Here is a 20,635-nt window from a genome sequence, read left to right as displayed (position 1 = left end):
ACCGAGAGGTAGGCACTCGCCTTGACGAACACGACGCAGCCAGCAGGAGAAGGCCGTCCGACCGGCCCGCATCAGCGAGCCCTCCAGATCCATGCCGCCTTCGACGCCACCGACGCCACGGCACCGTGGCTGGTGTGCGACCGGCATCCGGTCGATGCCGTGGCGTTCCGGTTCGTGGACGGCGACCTGCGAGTGAACGACATGACCTACGGCGAGCTCGCGCGACGGTCGCGGCGTGCGGCCCACGCGCTCGCTCAGCGGGGCATCGGACCCGGTGACCGGGTGGCCGGTCTGCTGGGCAAGGGGCCCGACCTACCGGCCCTGATCCTGGGAATCTGGCGCCTGGGAGCGGTCTACGTGCCGCTGTTCACGGCATTCGCCGCGGCGGCCGTCGAGGAGCGCATCAGCGATGCCGGCGTGAAGCTCGTCGTCACCGACACCGAGCAGTTGCCCAAGGTCCGGGATCTGGCGGTGGATGTCATGGTGGCGAACACGGACCAGCACCATGAGGGACTTGCGCACGACGACCTGGGCGCTGTCTTGATCGACGGTCCGGAGTGGGCGAAGCCCTCACCGCTGACGGGCCCGCAGACGCCCATCGTCCAGATGGCGACCTCGGGTACGACCGGCAAGCCCAAGGTCGTCGTGCACCCGCTGGCCTACGCCGCCGGATGGCAGTCCTACGTGGAGCTCGGTCTCGCCCCGGGCGAGGCCTACTGGTGCGGAGCCGACCCCGGGTGGGCCTACGGCCTGTACACCCTCATCATCGGGCCTCTCGCCGCCGGCACGACCAGCATCTTCACGTGCGGCACCTTCAAGCCCGAGATGACGTGGCGGATCCTGGAGCAACTCGAGGTGACCGACTACGCCGCCGCCCCGACCGCGCTGCGCGCGCTGCGCGCCTGTGACCCAGGAGTACCGCTGCCGGCGCTGCGGCGACTGTCGACCGCCGGTGAGCCCCTCACTCCCGAGGTGATCGAGTGGAGCCGCGAACGGTTCGGCCTCGACGTGCACGACCACTTCGGGCAGACCGAGCTGGGCATGACCGCCGGCTTCGCGCAACACGCCGACCTCGCCCGCCCGGTCGCCCCTCGCGCCATGGGGGAGTCCCTGCCCGGCTGGCGCATGACCGTCCTGCAGACGGAGGCCGATCAGCCGGCAGCGGTCGGTGAGGTCGGTCGCCTGGCGGTCGAGGTGGCCGGCAGCCCGTTCTTCACCTTCACCGGCTACGGGACGGCACGAGACAACCGCGCCTCCCGCTTCACCGCTGACGGGTCGCACTACCTGACCGGTGATCTCGCCTCGGTCGGCGAGGACGGGCTGATCAGGTTCTCCTCCCGCGACGACGACGTCATCGTGATGGCCGGCTACCGGATCGGCCCGTTCGACGTCGAGAGCGTCCTGGCCACCCATCCCCAGGTGGTCGAGTGCGCCGTCGTCGCGACTCCGGACGAGGTCCGCGGTGAGGTCGTGCACGCCCACGTCGTGCCTGCCATGACCCCGGACGACCCGGACGCTCTGGTCCGTGAGCTCCAGGACTGGGTACGCACCCGGTACGCCGCGCACGCCTACCCGCGCCTGGTCACCTTCGCCGACTCGCTGCCCAAGACGCCGAGCGGCAAGATCCAGCGCGCGGTGCTGCGCTCGATGACCCGCTCCTCCGACGCCGGGACCGCGGAGTGAGCGAGCTGCTGGTCGAGCGCCACGGGCCCGTCGAGACGTGGACGCTGAACCGACCCGCGGTCCGCAACGCGCTCGACAAGAACCTGATCACGCTGCTCAGCGCTGCGGTGGCCTCGGCCGAGGCCACCGGCACCGAGGTCGTCGTGCTGCGCGGGGCCGGTCCGAGCTTCTGCGCGGGCGCCGACCTGTCGCTGCTCAGCACCTACGACCCTGCACGCGGCCGGACTCCCCGCGACCACCTCACCGCCATCTGGGACCTCACCCTCGCCATGGAACGCAGCGCGGTGACCTACGTCGCGGTGCTGCACGGACACGCCATCGCCGGCGGCCTGGAACTCGCCCTGGCCTGTGACGTCGTGGTGGCATCGGCCGGGACCCTCATCGGCGACGGGCACGTACGGCAGTGCCTGATGCCGGGAGGAGGCGCCAGCGTCCGCATGGAGCGGACCCTTGGCCGGGCCACGGCGACCTGGCTCGCACTCACAGGCGAGCTCCTGCTCGCCGAGGCCCCGTCGTTCGCCTCGTGGCTGCGCGCCGTCACAGCACCCGAGGACCTCGACGACGCGGTGGCCGCGGTCGTCGGAAAACTCCTCGCGGTACCGGCCACAGCGCGGGGCGCCTACAAGCGGCTCCTCGACCAGACACACGGCCGCCTGTCACCGACCGACCGCGACCGGGAGTTGGACGCCTTCGACCGACACTGGCTCGCGCACGACGTTCCGCAAACCCTGCGCACCTTCCTGAGAAGGAACCGAGAGGCCTCCTGATGTCCTACGGCTTCACCGACCGCTACGCCGGCCAGGTCGTGCTCGTCACCGGTGGCGCGCAAGGCCTCGGCCGCGCCATGGTGCAGCGATTCGCTGCCGAAGGGGCGCGCGTGCACTTCGCCGACCTCAACGCCGCTGCCGGGGCCGAGGTGCTCGCGAGCCTGGACGGCGACGGTCACGCGTTCGCCCAGGTCGACATCACAGACCCCACCGCAGCGCGGGCCTGGATCGACGGCGTGGCGGCCGACCAAGGCCGCATCGACGTGCTGGTCAACAACGCCGGGATCATCCGGGACAACAGGATCGAGAACATCTCGAGCGAGGACTGGGACGCCGTCCTCGCCGTCAGCCTGAGCGGCGCGTTCCACTGCACCCAGGCCGCCTTCGCGCACATGCGAGAGCGGCGGTACGGACGCGTCCTCTCCTTCTCCTCCATGAGCTGGCGAGGCAACTTCGGCCAGGTCAACTACGTCGCCGCCAAGGCCGGTGTCGTCGGTTTCACCCGCGGGTTCGCTCTTGAGGCCGCCAAGCACGGCGTGACCGCGAACGCGATCGCGCCAGGTCTCATCGAGACCCCCATGCTCGCCTCGATGAACGGACCGGCGCGCGACAAGCTCGTCGGCAAGGTGCCCATGCGCCACACCGGACAGCCCGAGGACATCGCCGCCGCAGCCGCCTTCCTCTGCTCGCCGGAGGCCCGCTACATCACCGGAGTCGTCCTCGACGTCGACGGCGGAATCGGCATCGGCTCGTCCATCCGCTGAGTCTCCCCGCAACACCACGACGCCCTACACGAAGGGCGACGTCGGAGGCGAAGGTCAGCGCCCGTCCGAGCAGGTCGGGGTCGAGCGCGTCGAGCTTGGCGCCCCGCGCGCCGCCTTGGTGGAGGCGGTGGAGAAGGCCAGCGGTGATCGCGTCACCGGCGCCGACGGTGTCGACGGGGGTCATCGGGCGGGCCGGGACGGTGAAGCGTTCGCCATTTGGGGGATGCGATGGCTCCATCGCCGCCGCGGCTGACCACGATGAGGTGGACGCCATCGGCGTGCCATTGCTCGCAGGTACTCGCGAGCAGGCCCTCGCTGGTGGGACCCGTCGCCACGAAATCAGCCCCGCTCGAGCGGTAGTTATGTGACTACGCATACGGTTACACCTGCGACCGCCTGGTGTCGCAGGGCGGCAACCAGTGGGACGGGGTCGATCGTTGCGTTCCGTCCGGGGGCGCCTTTCCCAGCGGCCCCCTCGTGGACCCCTTCACCATCACCAGCCGGGAAACCGGCGCCACCTTCACCTGCACCCCGGATTCCTTCGGGCACGCTGGCACAGCCCAGACGCCCCAGCGGGTCATCGGCAACCACTGCTTCCCGTGACGGACCCGGCTTTGACGCTCGGGCGGGGCGCGATCACCGCGCCCCGCCCGGCCTTCCGGCGTCACGCTCACTGGCGCCCGCATGTACGGGCTTGCGGTCATCGACCATCGCACTCGCCGCATCCGGGTTCTGGGCGCCACCGCTCTCACCCGACCGCTTCATGGGTGACGCAGGCGGCCCGGAACCTGGTCATGGACCTGAGGACGCCGGCTGCCGGGCACGGTTCCTGATCCGCGACCGGGACGGCAAGTTCCCAGACCTGTTCGACGCCGTCCTGGCCGATACCCGCTCCCAGACGGTGCCGACCGGGGTACGGATGCCGAGGATGAACGCGGTGATGGAGTAAGCCGAGCCGCCGTCCGGACCGCGCTGGCCGAACTGCTGCCCGACCAGCCCACCTGACCGGGGCCGTCACCGAACCGGCACCACGATCCTCAGCCGGTCATTACTGACCGCTCCGATCCTTTGCGGGCCTACTCGGTGCTGTCTCCGCTGGTCAGCTATATACGCCCGAACATTCCCGAGTACTACGGCGACCCCGACATGGCGGTTCCGATGACCGAGCCGCGCGGGCCGCTCAGGCGGGAGTCTCGTCGGTGTGGTCGGTGAAGCGCAGGACGCGGGCCTTGACCTCGTCGGCGCACTGGCCGGAGAGCGCGTGGGTCGCCGTGGCCCATAGTTCCACCTCGGCGCCTGGCACCAGCTCGGCGCGCCGGAGCGCCCGCTGCGGGTCGTGCATGACGCTGCGTCCGGCGATGATGGGCATGGGAAGGGCCGTCCGGTAGTGGCGCAGCGCGGCGGCGACGACGTTGCCCACCGGGTCGCCCAAGGGGACGGAGCCGCGTCCGTCCACCCAGGCCAGGAAGCGGGGCATGGCCTCTCTCCGCTACGCCAATGACCCCTTAGCTCCTCCTGTTGAGCTGTCGAGAACCCAAGCTCGTCAGACGAACATGACCAAGCGCCCGTCGATCCGAGCACGACGAATACCGTTGCAGAATCAGCGACACTCGGCGCTGCACGTCACACCTTGGACGCCTTCGAGATGGCGCAATCGCAACGCGGTGAGACGGGCGCCCACATCCGCATCCGCCGAACTGGAGCTGGTGAACGCCGCCCCCCAGCCCACCTTTCGGTTCAAGAACGCCAGCTGGGCGTGGACTCGCCCGACCGGGCGAAGGCGGTCGTCCTGGCCCCCGGGATGGTGGCGGCCCGCCACCGGTACGTCACACTGCTGCCATGGCTCCCATCCCCGAGCAACGTGAGAAGACCGATCCGGACGTGACCCGCGAGGGCGGCCTTGACGGCCGCGCCGCACGAGACGGCGACCGATGCCGGGCCGCCTCCCGCCCTGGCTACTGTGAGAACGTCTGGCCATGGACGCTGTAGCCGTGAACATCTCCGCCGACGACCGCTCACCCGGCACCCGCGGCTACCGTCGATCGGCAGGGTCCCCGCGCGGTGAGGCCAGGCGCCGGGAACTGCTCGAACGCGTCACCGAGGATCTCGCGGTCAACGGACTCGCGGACTTCTCGCTCCGGCGCGCAGCGCGGGCGGCCGGCACCACGCACAAGGTGCTGCTCTACCACTTCGAGGGAGCCGAGGACCTGCTCAGGCAGGCGGTCTTCAAGCTGCGCGACAGGCGTATCGCCAACGTGCTGGCGGCTCTCACCGCAGAGCCGCGGGGTGGGACGCTGGCCGATCGTGTGCGCGTCATGTGGCAAAGCCTCATGAAGGAGGAGTCGGGTCTGCAGCGGGTGCTCGATCAGGCCATCGGCCTGGCGATGTATGACCCCGTCCGCTACACCGAGCTCGGCCGGGAGGCGTCGCAGCAGTATCTGCCCATTCTCCTGTCCTTCTGCCCGGCGGACTGGTCCGACCAGCGCAGGCTCGAAGTCGCCGAGATGATCCTGGCGACGCTTCGGGGTTTCCTGCTGCACCAGGCGGTCAGCAGGGAGAGCGCGGGATTCGGCGCAGGGGTCGAGGCCCTGATCCGTGCGCTGGAGCGGGAGGAGGCCGCCGACGAGTAGCCACCGGTACCCCGGAAATGGACATCTTGTGAACCACGTGGTTCACTCTTGCCGAGGACGAATCTCGTCCACCCGGAGGTGCATGTCCATGGAGCGGGAAAAGGTTCGTTTCGTCAGCGGCGGTACTGAGTGCGTCGCATGGCACTATCCGGGGTCCAACGGCACCTGCGTGATCATGGTCGGGGGCTTCTCGGTGACCAAGGAGCCGGCCACCGACCTGTTCGCCAAGCGCTTCAATGACGCCGGGTTCGGCGTCCTCGCCTTCGACTACCGCCGCATCGGGGAGAGCGGCGGAGAGCCGCGCCTGGTCCTGCCCGTCAAGGACCAGCTGGCCGACTGGCAGGCCGCGATCGCCTTCGCCGCGACCCTGCCGGGAGTCGACCCGGCCAAGATCGCGCTCTGGGCCTTCTCGATGTCCGGTGGCCACGCGATCCGCGTCGCGGCCGAGAACCCGCAGGTCGCCGCGGTGATCGCGCAGACCCCGTACACCGGCGACCTGACCGCCACGCGCAGCGCGGCGTCCTTCCAGAAGCCGCTTGCCATGGTGCGCTTCAGCGCCATCGGCATCATCGACGCCATCGCCGGTCTCTTCGGCCGCCCGCCCAGACTGGTCCCGCTCGCCGGCGAGCCCGGCACCCTCTCCTTCCTCACGACGCCGGACGGCCTGGACGGCTCACGTGCACTCGCTCCCGGTAACAAATACCCGGAATGGCAGCAGACCGTCGCCGCCCGCTCCGCGCTCGGCGTCGTTGTGTTCTACCGTCCCGGCCGAGCCGCGTCCCGCGTCCAGTGCCCGCTTCTCGTCGTAGTCTGCGACGAGGACACGACCACTCTCCCCAGCGCCGTCATCCAGGTGGCAGAGCAGGCGCCCCAAGGAGAAGCGGTTCACCTGCCCGGCAGCCACTACGCCCCGTTCCTCGCCGCGCACGAGCAGGCCGTCGACGCCGAGCTGTCATTCCTGCAGCGCCACCTCCTCGCGGAACCCGCCCCCGCGCAAGGCGGACGGGCGTGAAAAGGGTAGAACCCTCCTACCTGTTGCCCTTGACGTTGCGCAGGACGGGTGCGGTCTCCATGTGCCGGATACCTGGAAGCGGTGCGATGCGGTTGGTCATGTAGTTGTACAGCGCCGGTGCGTTCGGGCCCGTGATGCTGGCGTAGATGTTGGTCGGTCCGGTGGTGGCGGCGGCGTAAACGACCTCGGTGTGCCCGGCGAGGGCGTTGCCGACCGTTTCGAGTGCAGCGGGCTCGACGGACAGCCACAGCACGGTCCACGCGGCGAGGGCGGGGAACAGCCTCTGGTCCACGTCGATGTCGAAGTAGAGGATCCCGCCGGCGGCCAGTTCGGCGATTCGACGGCTCACGGTGGAGCGTGACCAGCCGGTGGCGGCGGCGAGATCACCGATCCCGGTGCGCCCGTCCTGCGCCAGGGCGTCCAACAGCAGCCGATCTCCGTCGTTGAGCGTCGTCGGCCCGCCGGTGGGTGCGGTGTCGCGCGACTGGAGTGATCGGATCTGTTCGGGGGTGAGGCCGCTGTGCTCGGCGACCAGCCGGTGCAAGCCCCGCCAGTAGGTGCACAGCAGACGGTGCGCCGTGATGCCCTCGACCCGGGGGGTACGCGGAAGCGCGTCCAGGAGGAGCGCCTCGCTGCCGCCGCCGTGGCTGGTCACCATGCAGACGATCTCGGTGCCGCCGGAGGTCAGGCGGACCCAGGCGGTGTCGTCGCGCCGGGCCAGCGCTTCGGCCACCGAGGTCGCCGCGGCGGGGGCGCAGCACAACCGCAGGAACCACGGCGCGCTGGCGTGCAGGTACGGGTCGGTGAGGCCTCGGACGTGCAGGGCCCCGCTGGATCGCAGACGGGCGAAGCGGCGCGCCACGGTCTGGTCCGACACCCCCAGGACGCCGGCGATCCGGCTGAACGCGGCCCGGGGCGCGATCTGCAGTGCGTGGGCGAGTTGCCGGTCGATGTCATCGAAGAAGTCGAATTTCACCTCACAGAGGCTATTGGATGTCGAAACTGGCGGTTCTGATCAAGCTGAGTGGTACCTGGTGCGCCTTACGCGCACAGTGGCGGGCGACGCGGGCTTCGAGAGCCGGCGGGACGAGGGTGAGGTGGAGGGCGGATGGCCGCAGCGGACGTGATCGTGGTGGGGGCGGGTCCGACCGGTCTGATGGCCGCCGCCGAACTCATGCTGGCCGGGGCGCGTCCGATGGTCCTGGACGCCCTGACCGCCCGCAACCCGATGTCGCGCGCGGGCGTGATCCATTGCCGTACCGCCGAACTGTTCGACCAGCGGGGCCTGCTCGAACCGCTGCTGGCGACTGGCGACTACCCCACGACGGAGATCGGCCACTTCGCCGGCCTGCCGGTCGACTACCGAGTGACTCCGACGCGGCACCCCGCCTACAACGTCCCGCAGGGCAGCATCGAGCAGCTCCTCGAGGCCCGTCTGGTCGACGCTGGTGTTCCCGTGTTTCGCGGGCACCGGGTGGTCGACATGACGGCCGAGGCGGACCGCGTCACGGTGACGGCCAACGCGCCCGATGGTGTGGTGCTGCATCGGGGACGCTATCTCGTGGCCGCCGATGGGGGGCGGAGCACGATCCGCAAGATCCTGGGGTTGGACTTCCCCGGACGGCAGGGCTCCTCGACCGCGATCACCGCCGAAGCCGTTCTGGCCGGGCGCACCCGTCAGGGGCTGGAACGAAGCCGGGACGGGCACTGGGTCATCCAGTTCCCGCTGGAGGCGCCCGTGCGCCGACTGGTCGCGGGCGGACCTGGGGGAGCGGCGCCCAGGGACGCCGAGGTGAGCGCGGACGAGCTGCGCATGCGGCTCCGCGCCGTCTACGGCGATGAGGTCGAGTTGGTCGCGCTACGCCGGGCAGCCCGGATCGACGACTCCGCCCGACAGATCACGTCCTATCGAGTGGGACAGGTGTTCTTCGCCGGTGACGCCGCACACATCCACCTGCCTTTGGCAGGGCAGGGCCTGAACACCGGTCTCGGTGATGCGGTCAATCTCGGCTGGAAGCTGGCCGCCGCGGTACATGGCTGGGCTCCGAAAGGGCTGCTCGACACCTACCAGACCGAACGGCACCCGGTCGGCGCTCGCGTCCTGGCCAACACACAGACACAGGGCCTGCTGATGGACTGGGCGGGCACAGGCAACGCGGATCTGCCGGCCGTGCGGGGACTGCTCGCCGAACTTCTCCGCGTACCGGAAGCCATGGGGTGGTTGGCGGGGATGATGACCGGCCTGGACATCCGGTACGACATCCCCGGGGGATCCGAGGACCCTCTGGTGGGCATGCGCATGCCCGACCTCGACCTGACCGTGGCGGGCGAACACCGCAGGAGCCATTCGCTCATGCACACCGGGCGGGGCCTGCTGCTCGACCTCACCTCCAGCGGTCAGTTCTCGGACCCGGCCCGTGCGTGGGCCGACCGGGTCGACCATGTCCGTGCGAAGCCGCATGAGGACGTCCCCTCGACGGCGATGCTGGTCCGGCCCGACGGCCACGTTTGCTGGACCAGCGGGCCCAAGGAGGTGGAGGACGCCCTCCGCTCCTGGTTCGGCGCCCCGGCGACATGACGGGGTGGGGCGACGCCCGCCCCGCGGGCTCACCGTCCCGCCTGCAGATCAATCAAGGAGGAACGCATGGCACACGCTGACCGCATCGCCGTCAACACTGGCGACATCGCCGGTGCCGTCGCGTTCCTCACCTCCGGTGACGCTCGCTGGATCACCGGTCAGAAGATTTCCGTCGACGGCGGCCTGACCGCCTGAACGAGGTCCCGTGTTCACCGTCTACGCCGCGGTCACCCTCGTGACCGCCATCGCCAACTCCTACGCCGCCTATCTGGATTTCTCCGGCAACGAGCAGGTCATAGCCGTGATGGAGATCAAGCGCGTGCCGCTGACATGGGCGTTTCCTCTGGGCGCGCTCAAGGCAGCGGGCGCCGTCGGCCTGCTGATCGGCTTCGCGGTGCCGGCGATCGGGACGGCCGCCGCGATCGGTCTCGTCCTGTTCTTCGTCGGAGCCCTGATCGCGCATCTGCGGGTGCGCTACTACCGGCTTGCCAACTGGGCCGCGTTCTTCGCATTGGCCGCCGCCGCGCTGGCGGTGAATCTGGCCCGCTGAGCACACCACCGCGACTGCCGGGAAACGCTCCGCGAACTGGGCACCGAACCCCGCGCCCGCCATCCGGGACTGATCGAACGCTTCCGGCCATGAACCTGCCACATCCCGCTTTGTGCGAATACCTGGCGTTGTTGGCGGTTCCTTGCACGGTGCCGTCCGCGGCGATTACCGATCCGCTCGTAGCGTGGACCGCATGCGAGCTGACACCGGGATGTCCGTCCGCCCTGCGACCGGTTACAGCGCAGGCATGCCGTGCTGGGCGGACCTGGCCTCGCCCGACTTCGCCGCGTCCAAGGCCTTCTACCGGGACGTGTTCGGCTGGGACTCCTACACCCTGACGCTCGACCGGCTCGGCGACTACGAGATCTTCACCATCGAGGGACCGGACGGGCCCCGGGTGGCCGGGATGCAGCCTCTCCCCGATGACACCGAGGAACCGTCCTGGACCTCCTTCTTCATGGTCGAGGACGTGGACGCCACCGCCCGGGCCGTGCGCGCCGGCGGCGGGCAGGACCTCGCCGACCCCGTCGAGGTGGGCCAGCTGGGCAGGATGTCCTTTCTCGCCGATCCCGAGGGCGCCGACTTCGGCGTCTGGCAGCGCTACGGCTCCGAACCAAGTGCCGAGGGGCCGATCGAGCCCCGCACGATGTGCTGGGCCGAACTGGCCTCCCACGACCCCGGCGCGGCACGGCGCTTCTACGGCGAGGTCTTCGGCTGGAGCGAGGTGGCACGCGACGATTCCGACCCCGCGCACACCGACTGGAGGATCGGCGACTCGGCCGTCGCGGGCATGGTCGACTCCGACGAGTACGGACCGGCCGAGCCCCCGCACTGGGTGCCCTACTTCGAGGTGGACGACTGCGACGCCGCGACCGGCCTCGCCGCGGACCTCGGCGCGGGGATCCGCATCCCGCCGTCCGACGTCCTGCCGGGCCGCCACGCGGTGATAGCCGACCCCACCGGCGCGGAACTCGGCCTCCTCGCCCCGTCCTCGCGAGCCCGGTCCCGTGGACGCGGTGGCCGCGGCCGAGGTCTTCTCTAGTGCGACCCTGCGCTTGCCGAAACTCGCCGCAACACCCTGGAGGGAGTCGCCTCTGCGTCCTTCTCCCGATCGGTCACCGCCCACGGCGAACTGCCCCCAGAGCTTGATACCGACCTGGCGGTCGAGCAGCTCGCCGGACGCCCTGATGTTCCGCGGGCTCGGCGAGAGCGATCTGGTGCGCCGACGGGTGTTTAAATCCGGCGCATGGCCCTCGGCAGGGTGTTGACCTCTTCGACGCCCTTCTCGTTGACGATGACGGTGCCGCCGACGTTGACGCGCCGGCGGCCGAGGACGCAGTTGGGTTCGAGCGCGAAGGTCATGCCCGCCTTCAGCACGAGGTCACCGCCCACGGTGGGCACACCTCCCACCGCTCCGTACGTGTCGATGGCCGGAACCTGCCCGCTGGGCAGTCCGCACGCGCTGAACGCGTCCAGGGGGTTCAGCGAGTGGATCAGCGGGGTGAGGTTCCAGCCTCCGGCCGCCTCGATCGGCTCGTACATGGCACGGACGACCTCGGCGAGGGTGATGCCAGGCCGGATGACGGCGATCGCGGCGTCGTAGCTCGCGCCAGCGGCGGCCGCGGCGCTGTCGGTGTCGGGGTGGACCTTCCCGATCGCGACAGTGAGCTGCTGTTGCGTCTCCCTCATCCCGTATACGGGGAAGAGCTCGGCGAGCACGACGTCGCCCTCGGCGAGGACGCGCGGGGGCTGGGCGCGGTAGGTCCAGGCCGGCGGGCCCCATTCGACACTCTCGCCGCCGGGCGCGACGACGAACACACTGCCGCTGTTATGCGCACCGGCCCGCAGGCTCGCGGCGACGCCGGCCGCGTACGGCACGGTTTCCGGCACGCCGGGGGCCATCGCGTCGATGATGGCGGCGCACATCTCTTCCCCCGCGTGCCCGCACCAGCGCACCAGCTCGCGTTCCTCGTCGCTGAGGCACCGGGTCAGCGCGATGAAGTCGGCGTCGGCGGGCACCAGCGTCGCCGCGGGCAGCCGTTCGGTGAGCTCACGCCAGGTCCCGGCCGGGATGATGCCGTCCGGGTGGAACGCCGCCGCGCCGAGCCCGACGACGCCGATCTCGGACGTTGCGAGGCCGCGCTCGTGCAGGCACGCGGCGATGAACGCCCCGCCCCGCGCGGCGCCGGCCGGCATGTCGCCGGCATGGGTGATGAACTGGCCGGGTTCGAGCCAGTGGTCATCGCCGCGCAGTACTGCCTCGTAGTGGCCGCCGACCATGAGGTGGACCGGTGCGAACAGCTGCGGTGGTTCGTCGCGCGGGATGAGGACGACCCCGCCGGTACGGTCGTTGGTGAAGTAGTTGTCGGCGGCGAAGTGCGGGACTCCGGCGCCTTCGGGCTCGCCGTACACGAGCAGGGCGGCCAGATCGCGGTCTCGGATGAGCCGCTGCGCCAGGTCCCAGCGACGGTCGCGTTCGCGCAGTGACAGCCGGGGGAAGCCGGACATCAGGGCTTCGCCGGTTCGGGGCGGCGGGGCGTGACGGCGGGCAGGTCGCTCCGCAGGGGGCTGCGTTTGAGGCCCGTGATCCACAGGGTGACCCGGTGCCGGAGCGGCCGCACCCGGCTTCCGGTGCCGAGGAGGGCGCGGCGCGCCGCGCGGGCGGCCGGGTTGCTCAGCATCGCCAGCTTTGTCAGCCGGTCGGTGAACCGCAGCACTTCCAGCGCCGCCGCCCTGCGCTCGGTCTCGTAACCGTCGAGGACCGGTTCGGCGGCCTGCCCGTTGAGGACCGCCGCCAGCCGGGTCGACAGGTCGTAGGCGTCCGCGATGCCGGTGTTCATGCCCTGGCCTGCCGCCGGGCTGTGGACGTGCGCGGCGTCCCCGGCGAGGAACACGCCACCGGACCGGAACCGGTCCGCGACCCGGTGGTGGACCCGGAACCGCGATGACCACACCGGGGCGGCGGCGAGCCGTACGTCGATGCCGCGGGCGCTGAGCACGGTGTCCAGGTAGGCCCGGCCGGGCGCCTGCGGGACCTCGGACCCCGGGTCCACCGTCGCGATGATCCGATGAGTGCCGCCGGGCAGCCGGCCGATCACGGTGACTCCGCGCGCCGACAGGTTGATGGTGGCCTCGTCGTCGCCGAACGGCCGCTCACCCAGCTCGACGTCGGCCAGAACGAACTGCGACGGATAGGTCTCCCCGGGGAAGTCCAGCCCTATCGCGGAGCGGACCGCACTATGCGAGCCGTCGGCGCCGATCACGTATCGGGCCCGCACCTCGAAGGGGACGGGATCGTCCGGGCCGGCCGCCGTACCGGTGACCAGGTAGCCGTCGCCGTCCTCGCGGACCGCGGTGACGCGGTGCCCGCGCCGTACCGGCCCGTTCAGCCTCCTCAGGAGGATCTCCTCCGTGGTGCTCTGCGGCACGCCGAGGGCGAACGGAAAGCTGCTCGGCACGTCGGTCAGCCCCACGCGGGCCAGCACGCGTCCCCGGTCGACCATGACGATACGGTTCACCTTCCCGCCCGCCTCGACCAGTTCGTCGGCGGCGCCGAGTTCGGCAAGGATCTCCAGGGTCGAGGCGTGCACCAGGGCAGCGTTCGAGGTCTGTGTCGGCGCCGGGCCGGCGTCGAGCACCACGTGCCGGACGCCCATCTGGGTGAGCCGGAGGGCGGCGGTCAGCCCGGTCGGTCCCGCTCCCACAATCACCACCTCCACCTGCTCGGCGCGTCCGGCCGGCTCCGTTCCCATCCGTCCTCCTCGTTGCCGTAAAATAGTAGACAGTCTGTATCTTAACGTGTTGTATCTGCTAGTCATAGGCAATAGGGCGGAGGGATGCTCTGTACGCTTCAGGATGTCGCCCGGCCAGGGTCCGGGCGACCTCACACAGGAGAGGGGGGACGGTGCCCCAGAAGGCCGCCGGTCCCGCACGCCGCAGAGGCGCCGCGCTGGAAAACGCGATCTATGCCGCGACACTGAGCGAACTGGCCGAGATCGGATACACGGGCCTCGCCCTGGACCGGATCGCCCAGCGAGCGAAGATCGGCCGGGCATCCCTGTACCGACGCTGGTCGAGCAAGCAGGAGCTCGTCGCAGAGGCGGTTGCCCACGCACTCCCGCCCCTGGAGCAGGCACCGGATACCGGCAGCGTACGGGGGGATCTCCTGGCCTGTTTCGAGCAGATGCACCGGCTCCTGGACGGGACCGGCCGGCTCGCGCTCCAGGCCCTCGCCGCCGAACTGCACGACCCTGCCGGCAACGCCCTGGTCACCGTCGTCCGTGACCGCGTACTCGAACCACGCCTGCAAATCGTTCTCGACGCACTCCTCAAAGGAGTCGACCGGGGCGAGGTCCGGGCCCAGGCCGCGGTCCCGATCCTGGCCAGAACCGGGCCCGCGCTGCTGTTTCAGCACCTGCTGATGTTCGGGACGACGCCGCCCCGGTCCCTCATCGAGGACATCGTCGACCGAGTGATCCTCCCCGCCGCCCGCCCCTGATCGGCCCCGGAGGAGTCCACCAGAAGAGATCGACTCCTGCCGGTCGTCGAGGCAGCCGTTCACTCCGAGGCAGAAGTGGATACCCAGCCCGAACCTCAGGTGCCTGGCGGGGGTGCGGGTGATGTCGAGCCGGTCCGGGTCTGCGAACACTCGGCACGGCTTGCAGATGGTTCCGAGAGAAGATCGGCAGCCGGTGGCTGGGTGCTTCTCGCGGCGTCGGCGGGCCAGGCGTGGCTCGATGCAGCGGCATCGGTATCCGATTTCGGGCCGCTGTGAACGTTCCTGGTCGGCGCGGTGCCGGGCGCCCGGTCGTACGGAGAGGTGGGGCGTCTCCGCGCACCAGCGGTCCGTCGAAGCTATCGACACCCGGACCTGCGTAGCCGACCAGCGGGCCGCTGATGTTGCGAGCCGGTTCGGGCGGAGTTACCGCCGTCGGTCGTTCGGACGTGGAAGCGGCCGCTATCTAGTCGGAGGGCTTGACCGAGCTGAAAGGCTTGGCCTTTTCGAGCTGTGCGGCGATGTTGATGAGCTGGTCCTCCCGGCCGTAGGCGGCGACGAGTTGGACGCCGACGGGCAGTCCGGCGTCGTTCCAGTGCAGCGGGAGGCTGATCGCGGGCTGGCCGACGAGGTTGAAAGCGCGGGTGAAGGCCGTGTACTTCGCCTGCAGGTGGCGATTGGCCAGTGGGTCCCTGGGGTCGGGTGTGAAGGCGTCGAGGTGCGCGGGTGGTTCGCCGGTGGTCGGGGTGAGCAGCAGGTCGTGGCCATCGGCCCACCACTGGTGCATGGCGCGCCGATGGCGGGTGAGGGCGGCCAGGGCCTGGGCGTACTCCACCGCGCCGGCCTTGCGTCCCTTCCGCGCGAGCGCCCAGGTGTGGTGCTCCACGTCGTCGGGGGTGGCCTCGCGTCCGAGTGTCTCGGAGAGCCGAGCGATCATCTGGGCCATATGGCTCGAGGCCACGATGCTGAGCCGGTCGGTGATCATGGGATCACCGAGGGCGGTGGGGAAGGCCGGCTCAACGTGGTGGCCCAGCGCCTGCAGGAGGTGAGCGGTCTGGCGTACGGCCTGGGCACAGTCGGGATGGACGGCACCGCCGCGGGGATGGTGGTCGAGCAGCCCGATGCGCAGTGGGCCGGAGTCACCGGACAGTTCCTGGAGGTAGGGGCGGCGGGGTGCGGGCGTGGTGACCGTGTCGCCCACGCCGGGGCCGTGTACCGCATCCAGCACGGCGGCGGTGTCCCGCACCGTACGGCTGACGCACAGCTCTACGCCAGATCCGGATTCGTCGCCGAACGGGCCGGCGCTGATCCGTCCCTGGGACGGCTTGAGGCCGACGAGCCCGCAGCAGGCGGCCGGAATGCGTATGGATCCCGAACCGTCGGTCGCGTGCGCCACCGGGACCAGGCCCGCCGCGACCGCGGCAGCAGCACCGCCACTGGATCCCCCGGGAGAGTAGGCCAGGTTCCACGGGTTGCGGGTGATGCCCCATGCCCGTGACTGGGTGGTCGCCTGGTTGGCGAACTCGGGCGTACTGGTGCGGCCGGCGATGACCAGCCCGGCCCGCCGGAAGCGGGAGACCAACGTGGTGTCGGCAGGCGAGAGCGGCGCGAGCTCCTTCAGCCGCTGGTTGCCGTTGCACAGGGGCTGCCCCGCACACGCCGCCACCCAGTCCTTGAGCAGGAACGGCACCCCGCACAAGACCCCGTCTGGCAGCTGTCCCGACGCCGTTTCGCGGGCCGTATCGAACCACCGCATGACAACCGCGTTGATGGCCGGGTCCAGCGCCTCGATCCGCTCGATCGCCGCTTCCAGCAACTCCAGCGCCGTCACCTGCCCCGACGCGACCAGCTCGGCCTGCCCGGTCGTGTCCAGCCACCGCGTCTCCACCGCCAACCCGTGCACCACTACCCCCGAAACGCGCCATTCCGAAAGATCGATGCTATGCCCGCGATGGCGGGCATAGGGCGACATGACGTCGACTTCGGGATCCGTCGGTCACGCGCTGGCGGTCACTCCCACCATCCCCGTTCGAGCTGAGTCGGCCTGACGGTCCTCTTCGAGAAAACTTCAGCATCGAATTGTGCGTTGGGAGAACAGACCCGTGACCGATCCGCGAACGGAAGCGCATAGCCGTAGCCGCCTCTCCCGGCGTCGATGTCGCCGCTGATCCCGGGGTTCGGGCTGGGGCCGGCTGGTCATGGTTGGAGCCGCGCCCGATCCGATCCAGGTGGCGACGACCGACCTCATATTCGGTGGCCGCACCCCGCGCGGCAGCGTGACCGGCACGGCCATCGAGAACGGGAACGACCTGCGGTTCACCCTCGAGCACGGCATCCGCTCCCGCAAGGAGGTGTCCCTGCTGAGCGAGGCCCCCGAAGGCGTATCACCGCATGATCTCCGGCGAGGTTCGATTCCGTGCCGTCCTCGACACCAGAGAGTGAGGCAGTGATGCCCGATCAGCCGCTGAACAGAGCCGTCGCGCTGGTCACCGGGGCCAGCAGCGGCATCGGCGCCGCGACCCCTCGTCCGGCCACAGCGACGACATCAACTTCTTCGGCGTCATCAATGTCGACGTCGAGGCGGAACCGGCCAAGCTCGATACCAACCGAGGGACTGGTGCCGCCCGCACGAAGGATGCGCGACAACCTCGACCTCAACCGAGGGCTCATCGTCTCCGAGCGAATCGCCGCCAGATCGTCCCCGGTCGTGGAGAAGGCCGAGGCCAAGGAATCCGTCGGCCGAACCACCGCCCACGCGGAGAGCACGGGTACCACGTTGGCGGAAGCACTGCTCGCCGCACCGGAACTTGCCGAACGGCTCACCCTCAACGAACTCGGCCGGCTGCTCGCCCCGGAGAACTACCTCGGTGCTGCGGCGGCCCTCGTCGATCGAGCCCTCGAACACTGCGACCGCGTTCGGTCGATGTTCGGCCCCTCAGCCTTGAGTTGCGCCCTGGTCGGATGCCGTCTGCGTGCCGGCGGTGGTCTGCGCGTCTGCGGTTCGGGGCCAGGCGTGAAGGGCTGCCTGAGCGATCCGTTCCAGGTCGGCCTTGGTGGCGCCGTCGCGGGCCTGGGCGGACATGCCCTGCAGGACGGCCGAGTAGAAGGTCGCGAGGGCTCGGACATCGGTGTCGGCGGGGATCTCGCCGGTCCGGGCGGCGGCGGCGATCTTGTCTTGGAGTGCGCGGAGGCTCGCGGTGCGCAGGTCGCGCAGGTGTGCGGCGATGTCGGCGGACTGCGGGGAGCAGTTGGTCGCCGAGCTGATCAGCATGCAGCCGTGCGGGCGGTCCGGGCGGGTGTAGGCGGCGGCCGCCTCGTGCAACAGCCGCTGGATGGCCGCGCGGACGCCGGTCTCCTCGGCCAGCGCCTGGTGGGCGAAGGCGGCGTAGGTGGCCAGGTAGCGGTCGAGCGCCTCCAGGAAAAGAGCTCGTTTGTCGCCGAACGCGGCGTACAGGCTCGGTGCGCCGATGCCCAATGCCTGGGTGAGTTGAGCGATGGAGGTGGCGTCGTAGCCGTGCTCCCAGAACACGGTGATGGCGGTGTTCAGTGCCTTGTCCCGGTCGAAGGACCGGGGCCGTCCCGTTCTCATCCCCCAATTCTATAGCGATCGCTAGAGATGCCCTGCTAACGTACTTCTAGAACGAACACTACAGAACTGGGAGGTTCTGATGGTCACCAAGGGACTGTTCATCCGCGTCGAGGCCAAGCCGGACAAGGTCGCCGAGGTCGAGGAGAGGTTCAAGCAGGTGGTGGAGATCGTGCGCAAGGAGGGCAAGGCGGTCGCCTGGTTCGCGCTGCGGCTGGGGCCGACGACGTTCGCGATCTACGACGCGTTCCGCAACGACGCCGACCGCCAGGCTCACCTGGACGTCAACGGCCCGGCGCTGCGCGCGGCCGGCGCGGAACTGTTCGCCGAAGAGCCCACCATCCAGCACATCGAGGTCGTCGCCAGCCTCCTCCCCGGCCAATGACCAACCCCGACGACAGATGACCGGCTACCGCTGACCGGTGGCTGCACGCCCTCCCCACGGCGGCGCGTGCGGCTGCCCGGCCGCGTAGCAACCGCACCACCAACCCACCGCAGAAGACGAGAAGACGTCATGAACACAGCACACGTCAACGGCGTCGACATCCAGTACGAGCTGACAGGCCAGGGCGAGCCAATGCTGCTCATCCACGGCTCCAACATCGCCACCGGCCTGCGCCCGCTGGCCACCGCGCTGAGCCGCAGCGCACCTTCGCTCAGCCTGCTGCGCTACCACCGGCGCGGAATGGGCGGCAGCACCGGCCGCGGCGGACCATTCAGCATCGAACAGGACGCCGCCGATGCCCTCGGCTTGCTGGACGCCCTCGACCTGCCCTCCGCCCACATCGCGGGATACTCCTATGGCGCGACGGTCGCCGTTCAGACCGCGCTCACCGCGCCCAAGCGGACCCGCAGCCTCATCCTGCTGGAGCCGATCCTCAAACAAGTGCCCAGCGCCACCAGGTTCTTCAGCGGCATGCACCACGTCATGGACCGCTACAGCGCCGGCGACATGGCCGGCGCAGTCACCGCCACCTTCGCCTCACTCGGCGGCGACAACTGGTCAGAACTCATCGCAACTGCCGGAGCCGACGCCTTCGGCGCGGCCGTCCGCGACACCGAAATCTTCTACCGGGGAGAAAGGCCGTCCCTGGACGCCTGGAGGTTCGACCCCGACCTCGCCTCCGCCGTGCGAGCACCCGTCCTCTCCGTCCTCGGAATGCGCAGCGGACCTTTCTTCACCGAAGGCCGCGACCTCATCCACCAACATTTCCCGCAGTGCACAGACGCCGACATCCCAGGCGTCAACCACCTGCTCAACCTCCAAGCCCCCGAACTCATTGCCTCCGAGGTAGCCCATTTCCTCAACGAGCATTCCCTCGCAGAAAAGACGTCCTGACCACTGGCGCAGCCCGACCCGCGGTGGTCTGCGCTTTGTGATGGCCACACCGCGTTCAGGGCGGCGACGAGGGTCAGGAAAGCGGTAAAAGGATAGGCTGTGGCGCTCGTAGCCGGATGCTTAGGCGGCGGCGACACAGCAGCTCAGATTGCCGGCGATCGAGACTTCTACGATCAGCGCAGGCGCTCGGCATCGTTCAGCACGTGGAGCTTGCTCCCTGCTCGGCGCGGTCGACCTAGTGCGGGCCTGTCAGTGGATCTCCTTTCCACTAGAGGGCGGTTTCCGCATTCGCACTGCTCCAGTTGACCACGCCCGCAAGCGCCCCAGTTCCAGCACCGTCCGATGCATCGGGGCTACACCTCGCCAAACGGTCGGCTACTCCTTTCGTGCGTGCGCATGGCGGCGATGAGGTGGCGCTCGGCGTCATCATCGGTGGAAAGAAGTGCCCGGCATCTCAAGGCAACGGCTCGAGCCCAGGTCCCTCGGATCCGTCACATTACGGGCACTGGTGACCTGCTGCGGAGTGATGCAGCACCGGTCTTGCCGTGTTCGTGCTCGGCCGTCTGGATACTCAGCCGCACGCGGCGGTCGGTGGGGCACGGTCGCTGGCGTCGGCCGTGCGAACGAGGAGCCGGTTGTGGTTTCGTCCCGCACTGTTCGCCTTCTTGACTGATCGATCTGCCCAGTGGATTACTCGCCCGTCTCGCTGGGTGCCCGGGCTCGCCGGTCGTGGTGCCGCCGGCCCGCGGGCGCGCCGAATCTTCAATCGCGGATTCGGGTCAGCTGGAGACGAGTGAAACGCATTGCAGCGGCACGAAACCCATTTCGGAGTTCCACTCGATCACTGCCCACCACGTGCTGGTACCTCCGCACAGGGTGTAGGCGGTCGGCGTCCAGGCGGTGGTCGGCTTACAGGAGGCAGCGTAGGCCTTGCCAGCCGAGAGCAAGCCCATGAATTGAGACGTCTCGTCCGGGGCTTCTCTCACGGTGATGGTTCCGGTATCGCTCTTGGCAGTGATCGAACATGCTGTCGCGGAGTTGGCTTCGGCCCATGCCTCCCTAGACGCCGCGGCGGGCGCCGACGGCGCGAAGGTGAATGCGAGAAGGGTGATGGAGGCAACGCTTGCGAATGCATGCCTTCGCATTGGAAATCCAATTCTTTGAGTCAGGTCCATGAATGTCCGGTCGATAAGTTTGGCGCAGGTACATATTCTGATGAATCGTTTTGTCC

General features: G+C 69.6%; 22 protein-coding genes and 1 pseudogene. 14 read left to right on the top strand and 9 right to left on the bottom strand.

Annotated features, from left to right (window positions below; translation table 11 throughout):
- Window positions 1-21 precede the first annotated feature (21 nt).
- The 3 genes from QP089_RS07650 to QP089_RS07640 are packed head-to-tail and all read left to right on the top strand — an operon-like array spanning window position 22 to window position 3,214.
- The gene (locus QP089_RS07650; RefSeq protein WP_285910652.1) at window positions 22-1,683 is read left to right on the top strand and encodes an AMP-binding protein; all 1,662 of its coding nucleotides are present in this window, start codon (window positions 22-24) and stop codon (window positions 1,681-1,683) included.
- Window positions 1,680-2,450 (top strand): enoyl-CoA hydratase/isomerase family protein, encoded by a 771-nt coding sequence (locus QP089_RS07645; RefSeq protein WP_285910651.1) that lies wholly within the window; start codon window positions 1,680-1,682, stop codon window positions 2,448-2,450. Before QP089_RS07650 ends, QP089_RS07645 begins: the two co-directional genes overlap by 4 nt.
- Complete coding sequence (locus tag QP089_RS07640) at window positions 2,450-3,214, top strand: SDR family oxidoreductase (RefSeq protein ID WP_285910650.1); 765 nt, start codon at window positions 2,450-2,452, stop codon at window positions 3,212-3,214. Before QP089_RS07645 ends, QP089_RS07640 begins: the two co-directional genes overlap by 1 nt.
- Here the strand turns inward: QP089_RS07640 and QP089_RS48735 are convergent.
- Window positions 3,156-3,452 carry a PfkB family carbohydrate kinase gene (locus QP089_RS48735; RefSeq protein WP_446474015.1) on the bottom strand — a complete coding sequence of 99 codons (297 nt, stop codon included), beginning with the start codon at window positions 3,450-3,452 and terminating at the stop codon, window positions 3,156-3,158. The two genes, QP089_RS07640 and QP089_RS48735, sit on opposite strands and share 59 nt — an antisense overlap.
- Before the next feature lie 525 nt (window positions 3,453-3,977).
- Here QP089_RS48735 and QP089_RS07635 point away from each other — a divergent pair.
- Entirely contained in the window at window positions 3,978-4,163 is a 186-nt protein-coding gene (locus QP089_RS07635) for a hypothetical protein (protein ID WP_285910649.1), read from the top strand.
- A 231-nt stretch (window positions 4,164-4,394) separates the two neighbouring features.
- Here QP089_RS07635 and QP089_RS07630 read toward each other — a convergent pair whose 3' ends face one another.
- A complete protein-coding gene (locus QP089_RS07630; RefSeq protein ID WP_285910648.1) occupies window positions 4,395-4,691 on the bottom strand; it encodes a hypothetical protein in 297 nt (98 codons plus the stop codon).
- Window positions 4,692-5,205: 514 nt separating this feature from the next.
- Between QP089_RS07630 and QP089_RS07625 the strand changes: the two genes are divergently transcribed.
- Window positions 5,206-5,844: a TetR/AcrR family transcriptional regulator gene (locus QP089_RS07625; RefSeq protein ID WP_285910647.1), complete on the top strand. Its 639-nt coding sequence runs from the start codon at window positions 5,206-5,208 to the stop codon at window positions 5,842-5,844.
- Window positions 5,845-5,932: 88 nt separating this feature from the next.
- Window positions 5,933-6,856, top strand: a complete 924-nt coding sequence (locus tag QP089_RS07620) for an alpha/beta hydrolase (protein WP_285910645.1) — start codon at window positions 5,933-5,935, stop codon at window positions 6,854-6,856.
- A gap of 16 nt (window positions 6,857-6,872) precedes the next feature.
- On the opposite strand, the gene QP089_RS07615 is transcribed toward QP089_RS07620, so the two are convergent.
- The gene (locus QP089_RS07615) at window positions 6,873-7,832 is read right to left on the bottom strand and encodes an Lrp/AsnC family transcriptional regulator (protein ID WP_285910644.1); all 960 of its coding nucleotides are present in this window, start codon (window positions 7,830-7,832) and stop codon (window positions 6,873-6,875) included.
- 132 nt (window positions 7,833-7,964) lie between these two features.
- Here QP089_RS07615 and QP089_RS07610 point away from each other — a divergent pair, with 132 nt between their 5' ends.
- The 4 genes from QP089_RS07610 to QP089_RS07595 all read left to right on the top strand — a co-directional run bounded on the left by QP089_RS07610 (window position 7,965) and on the right by QP089_RS07595 (window position 11,026).
- Window positions 7,965-9,434 (top strand): FAD-dependent monooxygenase, encoded by a 1,470-nt coding sequence (locus QP089_RS07610; RefSeq protein ID WP_285910642.1) that lies wholly within the window; start codon window positions 7,965-7,967, stop codon window positions 9,432-9,434.
- A gap of 66 nt (window positions 9,435-9,500) precedes the next feature.
- Complete coding sequence (locus tag QP089_RS07605; protein ID WP_285910640.1) at window positions 9,501-9,629, top strand: SDR family oxidoreductase; 129 nt, start codon at window positions 9,501-9,503, stop codon at window positions 9,627-9,629.
- Between the two features lie 10 nt (window positions 9,630-9,639).
- Window positions 9,640-9,984, top strand: coding sequence for a DoxX family protein (locus QP089_RS07600; RefSeq protein WP_285910639.1), 345 nt, complete (start codon window positions 9,640-9,642; stop codon window positions 9,982-9,984).
- A 193-nt stretch (window positions 9,985-10,177) separates the two neighbouring features.
- Complete coding sequence (locus QP089_RS07595) at window positions 10,178-11,026, top strand: VOC family protein (protein WP_285910638.1); 849 nt, start codon at window positions 10,178-10,180, stop codon at window positions 11,024-11,026.
- A gap of 191 nt (window positions 11,027-11,217) precedes the next feature.
- Here QP089_RS07595 and QP089_RS07590 read toward each other — a convergent pair whose 3' ends face one another.
- On the bottom strand, window positions 11,218-12,492 hold the full coding sequence (locus tag QP089_RS07590) for a M24 family metallopeptidase (protein WP_285910637.1): 1,275 nt from the start codon (window positions 12,490-12,492) through the stop codon (window positions 11,218-11,220).
- On the bottom strand, window positions 12,492-13,736 hold the full coding sequence (locus QP089_RS07585; protein ID WP_285910636.1) for an FAD-dependent monooxygenase: 1,245 nt from the start codon (window positions 13,734-13,736) through the stop codon (window positions 12,492-12,494). Before QP089_RS07585 ends, QP089_RS07590 begins: the two co-directional genes overlap by 1 nt.
- Before the next feature lie 152 nt (window positions 13,737-13,888).
- On the opposite strand from QP089_RS07585, the gene QP089_RS07580 reads away from it, so the two are divergent.
- Entirely contained in the window at window positions 13,889-14,482 is a 594-nt protein-coding gene (locus QP089_RS07580; RefSeq protein WP_285910635.1) for a TetR/AcrR family transcriptional regulator, read from the top strand.
- 463 nt (window positions 14,483-14,945) lie between these two features.
- Here the strand turns inward: QP089_RS07580 and QP089_RS07575 are convergent, their stop codons facing one another.
- Both QP089_RS07575 and QP089_RS07570 read right to left on the bottom strand, forming a co-directional pair.
- A complete protein-coding gene (locus tag QP089_RS07575) occupies window positions 14,946-16,451 on the bottom strand; it encodes an amidase (protein WP_285910634.1) in 1,506 nt (501 codons plus the stop codon).
- A gap of 485 nt (window positions 16,452-16,936) precedes the next feature.
- Window positions 16,937-17,245 (bottom strand): hypothetical protein, encoded by a 309-nt coding sequence (locus QP089_RS07570; RefSeq protein WP_285910633.1) that lies wholly within the window; start codon window positions 17,243-17,245, stop codon window positions 16,937-16,939.
- Here QP089_RS07570 and QP089_RS48730 point away from each other — a divergent pair.
- Window positions 17,187-17,315, top strand: a pseudogene (locus QP089_RS48730) (hypothetical protein); the annotation flags it as partial. The gene QP089_RS07570 and the pseudogene QP089_RS48730 sit on opposite strands and share 59 nt — an antisense overlap.
- Window positions 17,316-17,414: 99 nt before the next feature.
- Here the strand turns inward: QP089_RS48730 and QP089_RS07565 are convergent.
- Entirely contained in the window at window positions 17,415-18,068 is a 654-nt protein-coding gene (locus tag QP089_RS07565) for a TetR/AcrR family transcriptional regulator (protein ID WP_285910632.1), read from the bottom strand.
- 79 nt (window positions 18,069-18,147) lie between these two features.
- On the opposite strand from QP089_RS07565, the gene QP089_RS07560 reads away from it, so the two are divergent.
- Together QP089_RS07560 and QP089_RS07555 are read left to right on the top strand one after the other, a co-directional pair.
- Window positions 18,148-18,450, top strand: coding sequence for a putative quinol monooxygenase (locus QP089_RS07560; RefSeq protein WP_285910630.1), 303 nt, complete (start codon window positions 18,148-18,150; stop codon window positions 18,448-18,450).
- A 129-nt stretch (window positions 18,451-18,579) separates the two neighbouring features.
- Window positions 18,580-19,404, top strand: a complete 825-nt coding sequence (locus QP089_RS07555; RefSeq protein WP_285910629.1) for an alpha/beta fold hydrolase — start codon at window positions 18,580-18,582, stop codon at window positions 19,402-19,404.
- Window positions 19,405-20,183: 779 nt separating this feature from the next.
- On the opposite strand, the gene QP089_RS07550 is transcribed toward QP089_RS07555, so the two are convergent.
- Entirely contained in the window at window positions 20,184-20,549 is a 366-nt protein-coding gene (locus QP089_RS07550; protein ID WP_285910628.1) for a hypothetical protein, read from the bottom strand.
- Between the last annotated feature and the right edge of the window lie 86 nt (window positions 20,550-20,635).

This window comes from Actinomadura opuntiae, assembly GCF_030283205.1.
Taxonomy (GTDB): Bacteria; Actinomycetota; Actinomycetes; order Streptosporangiales; family Streptosporangiaceae; genus Spirillospora.
This window is presented reverse-complemented; position numbering and strand designations above follow the sequence as displayed.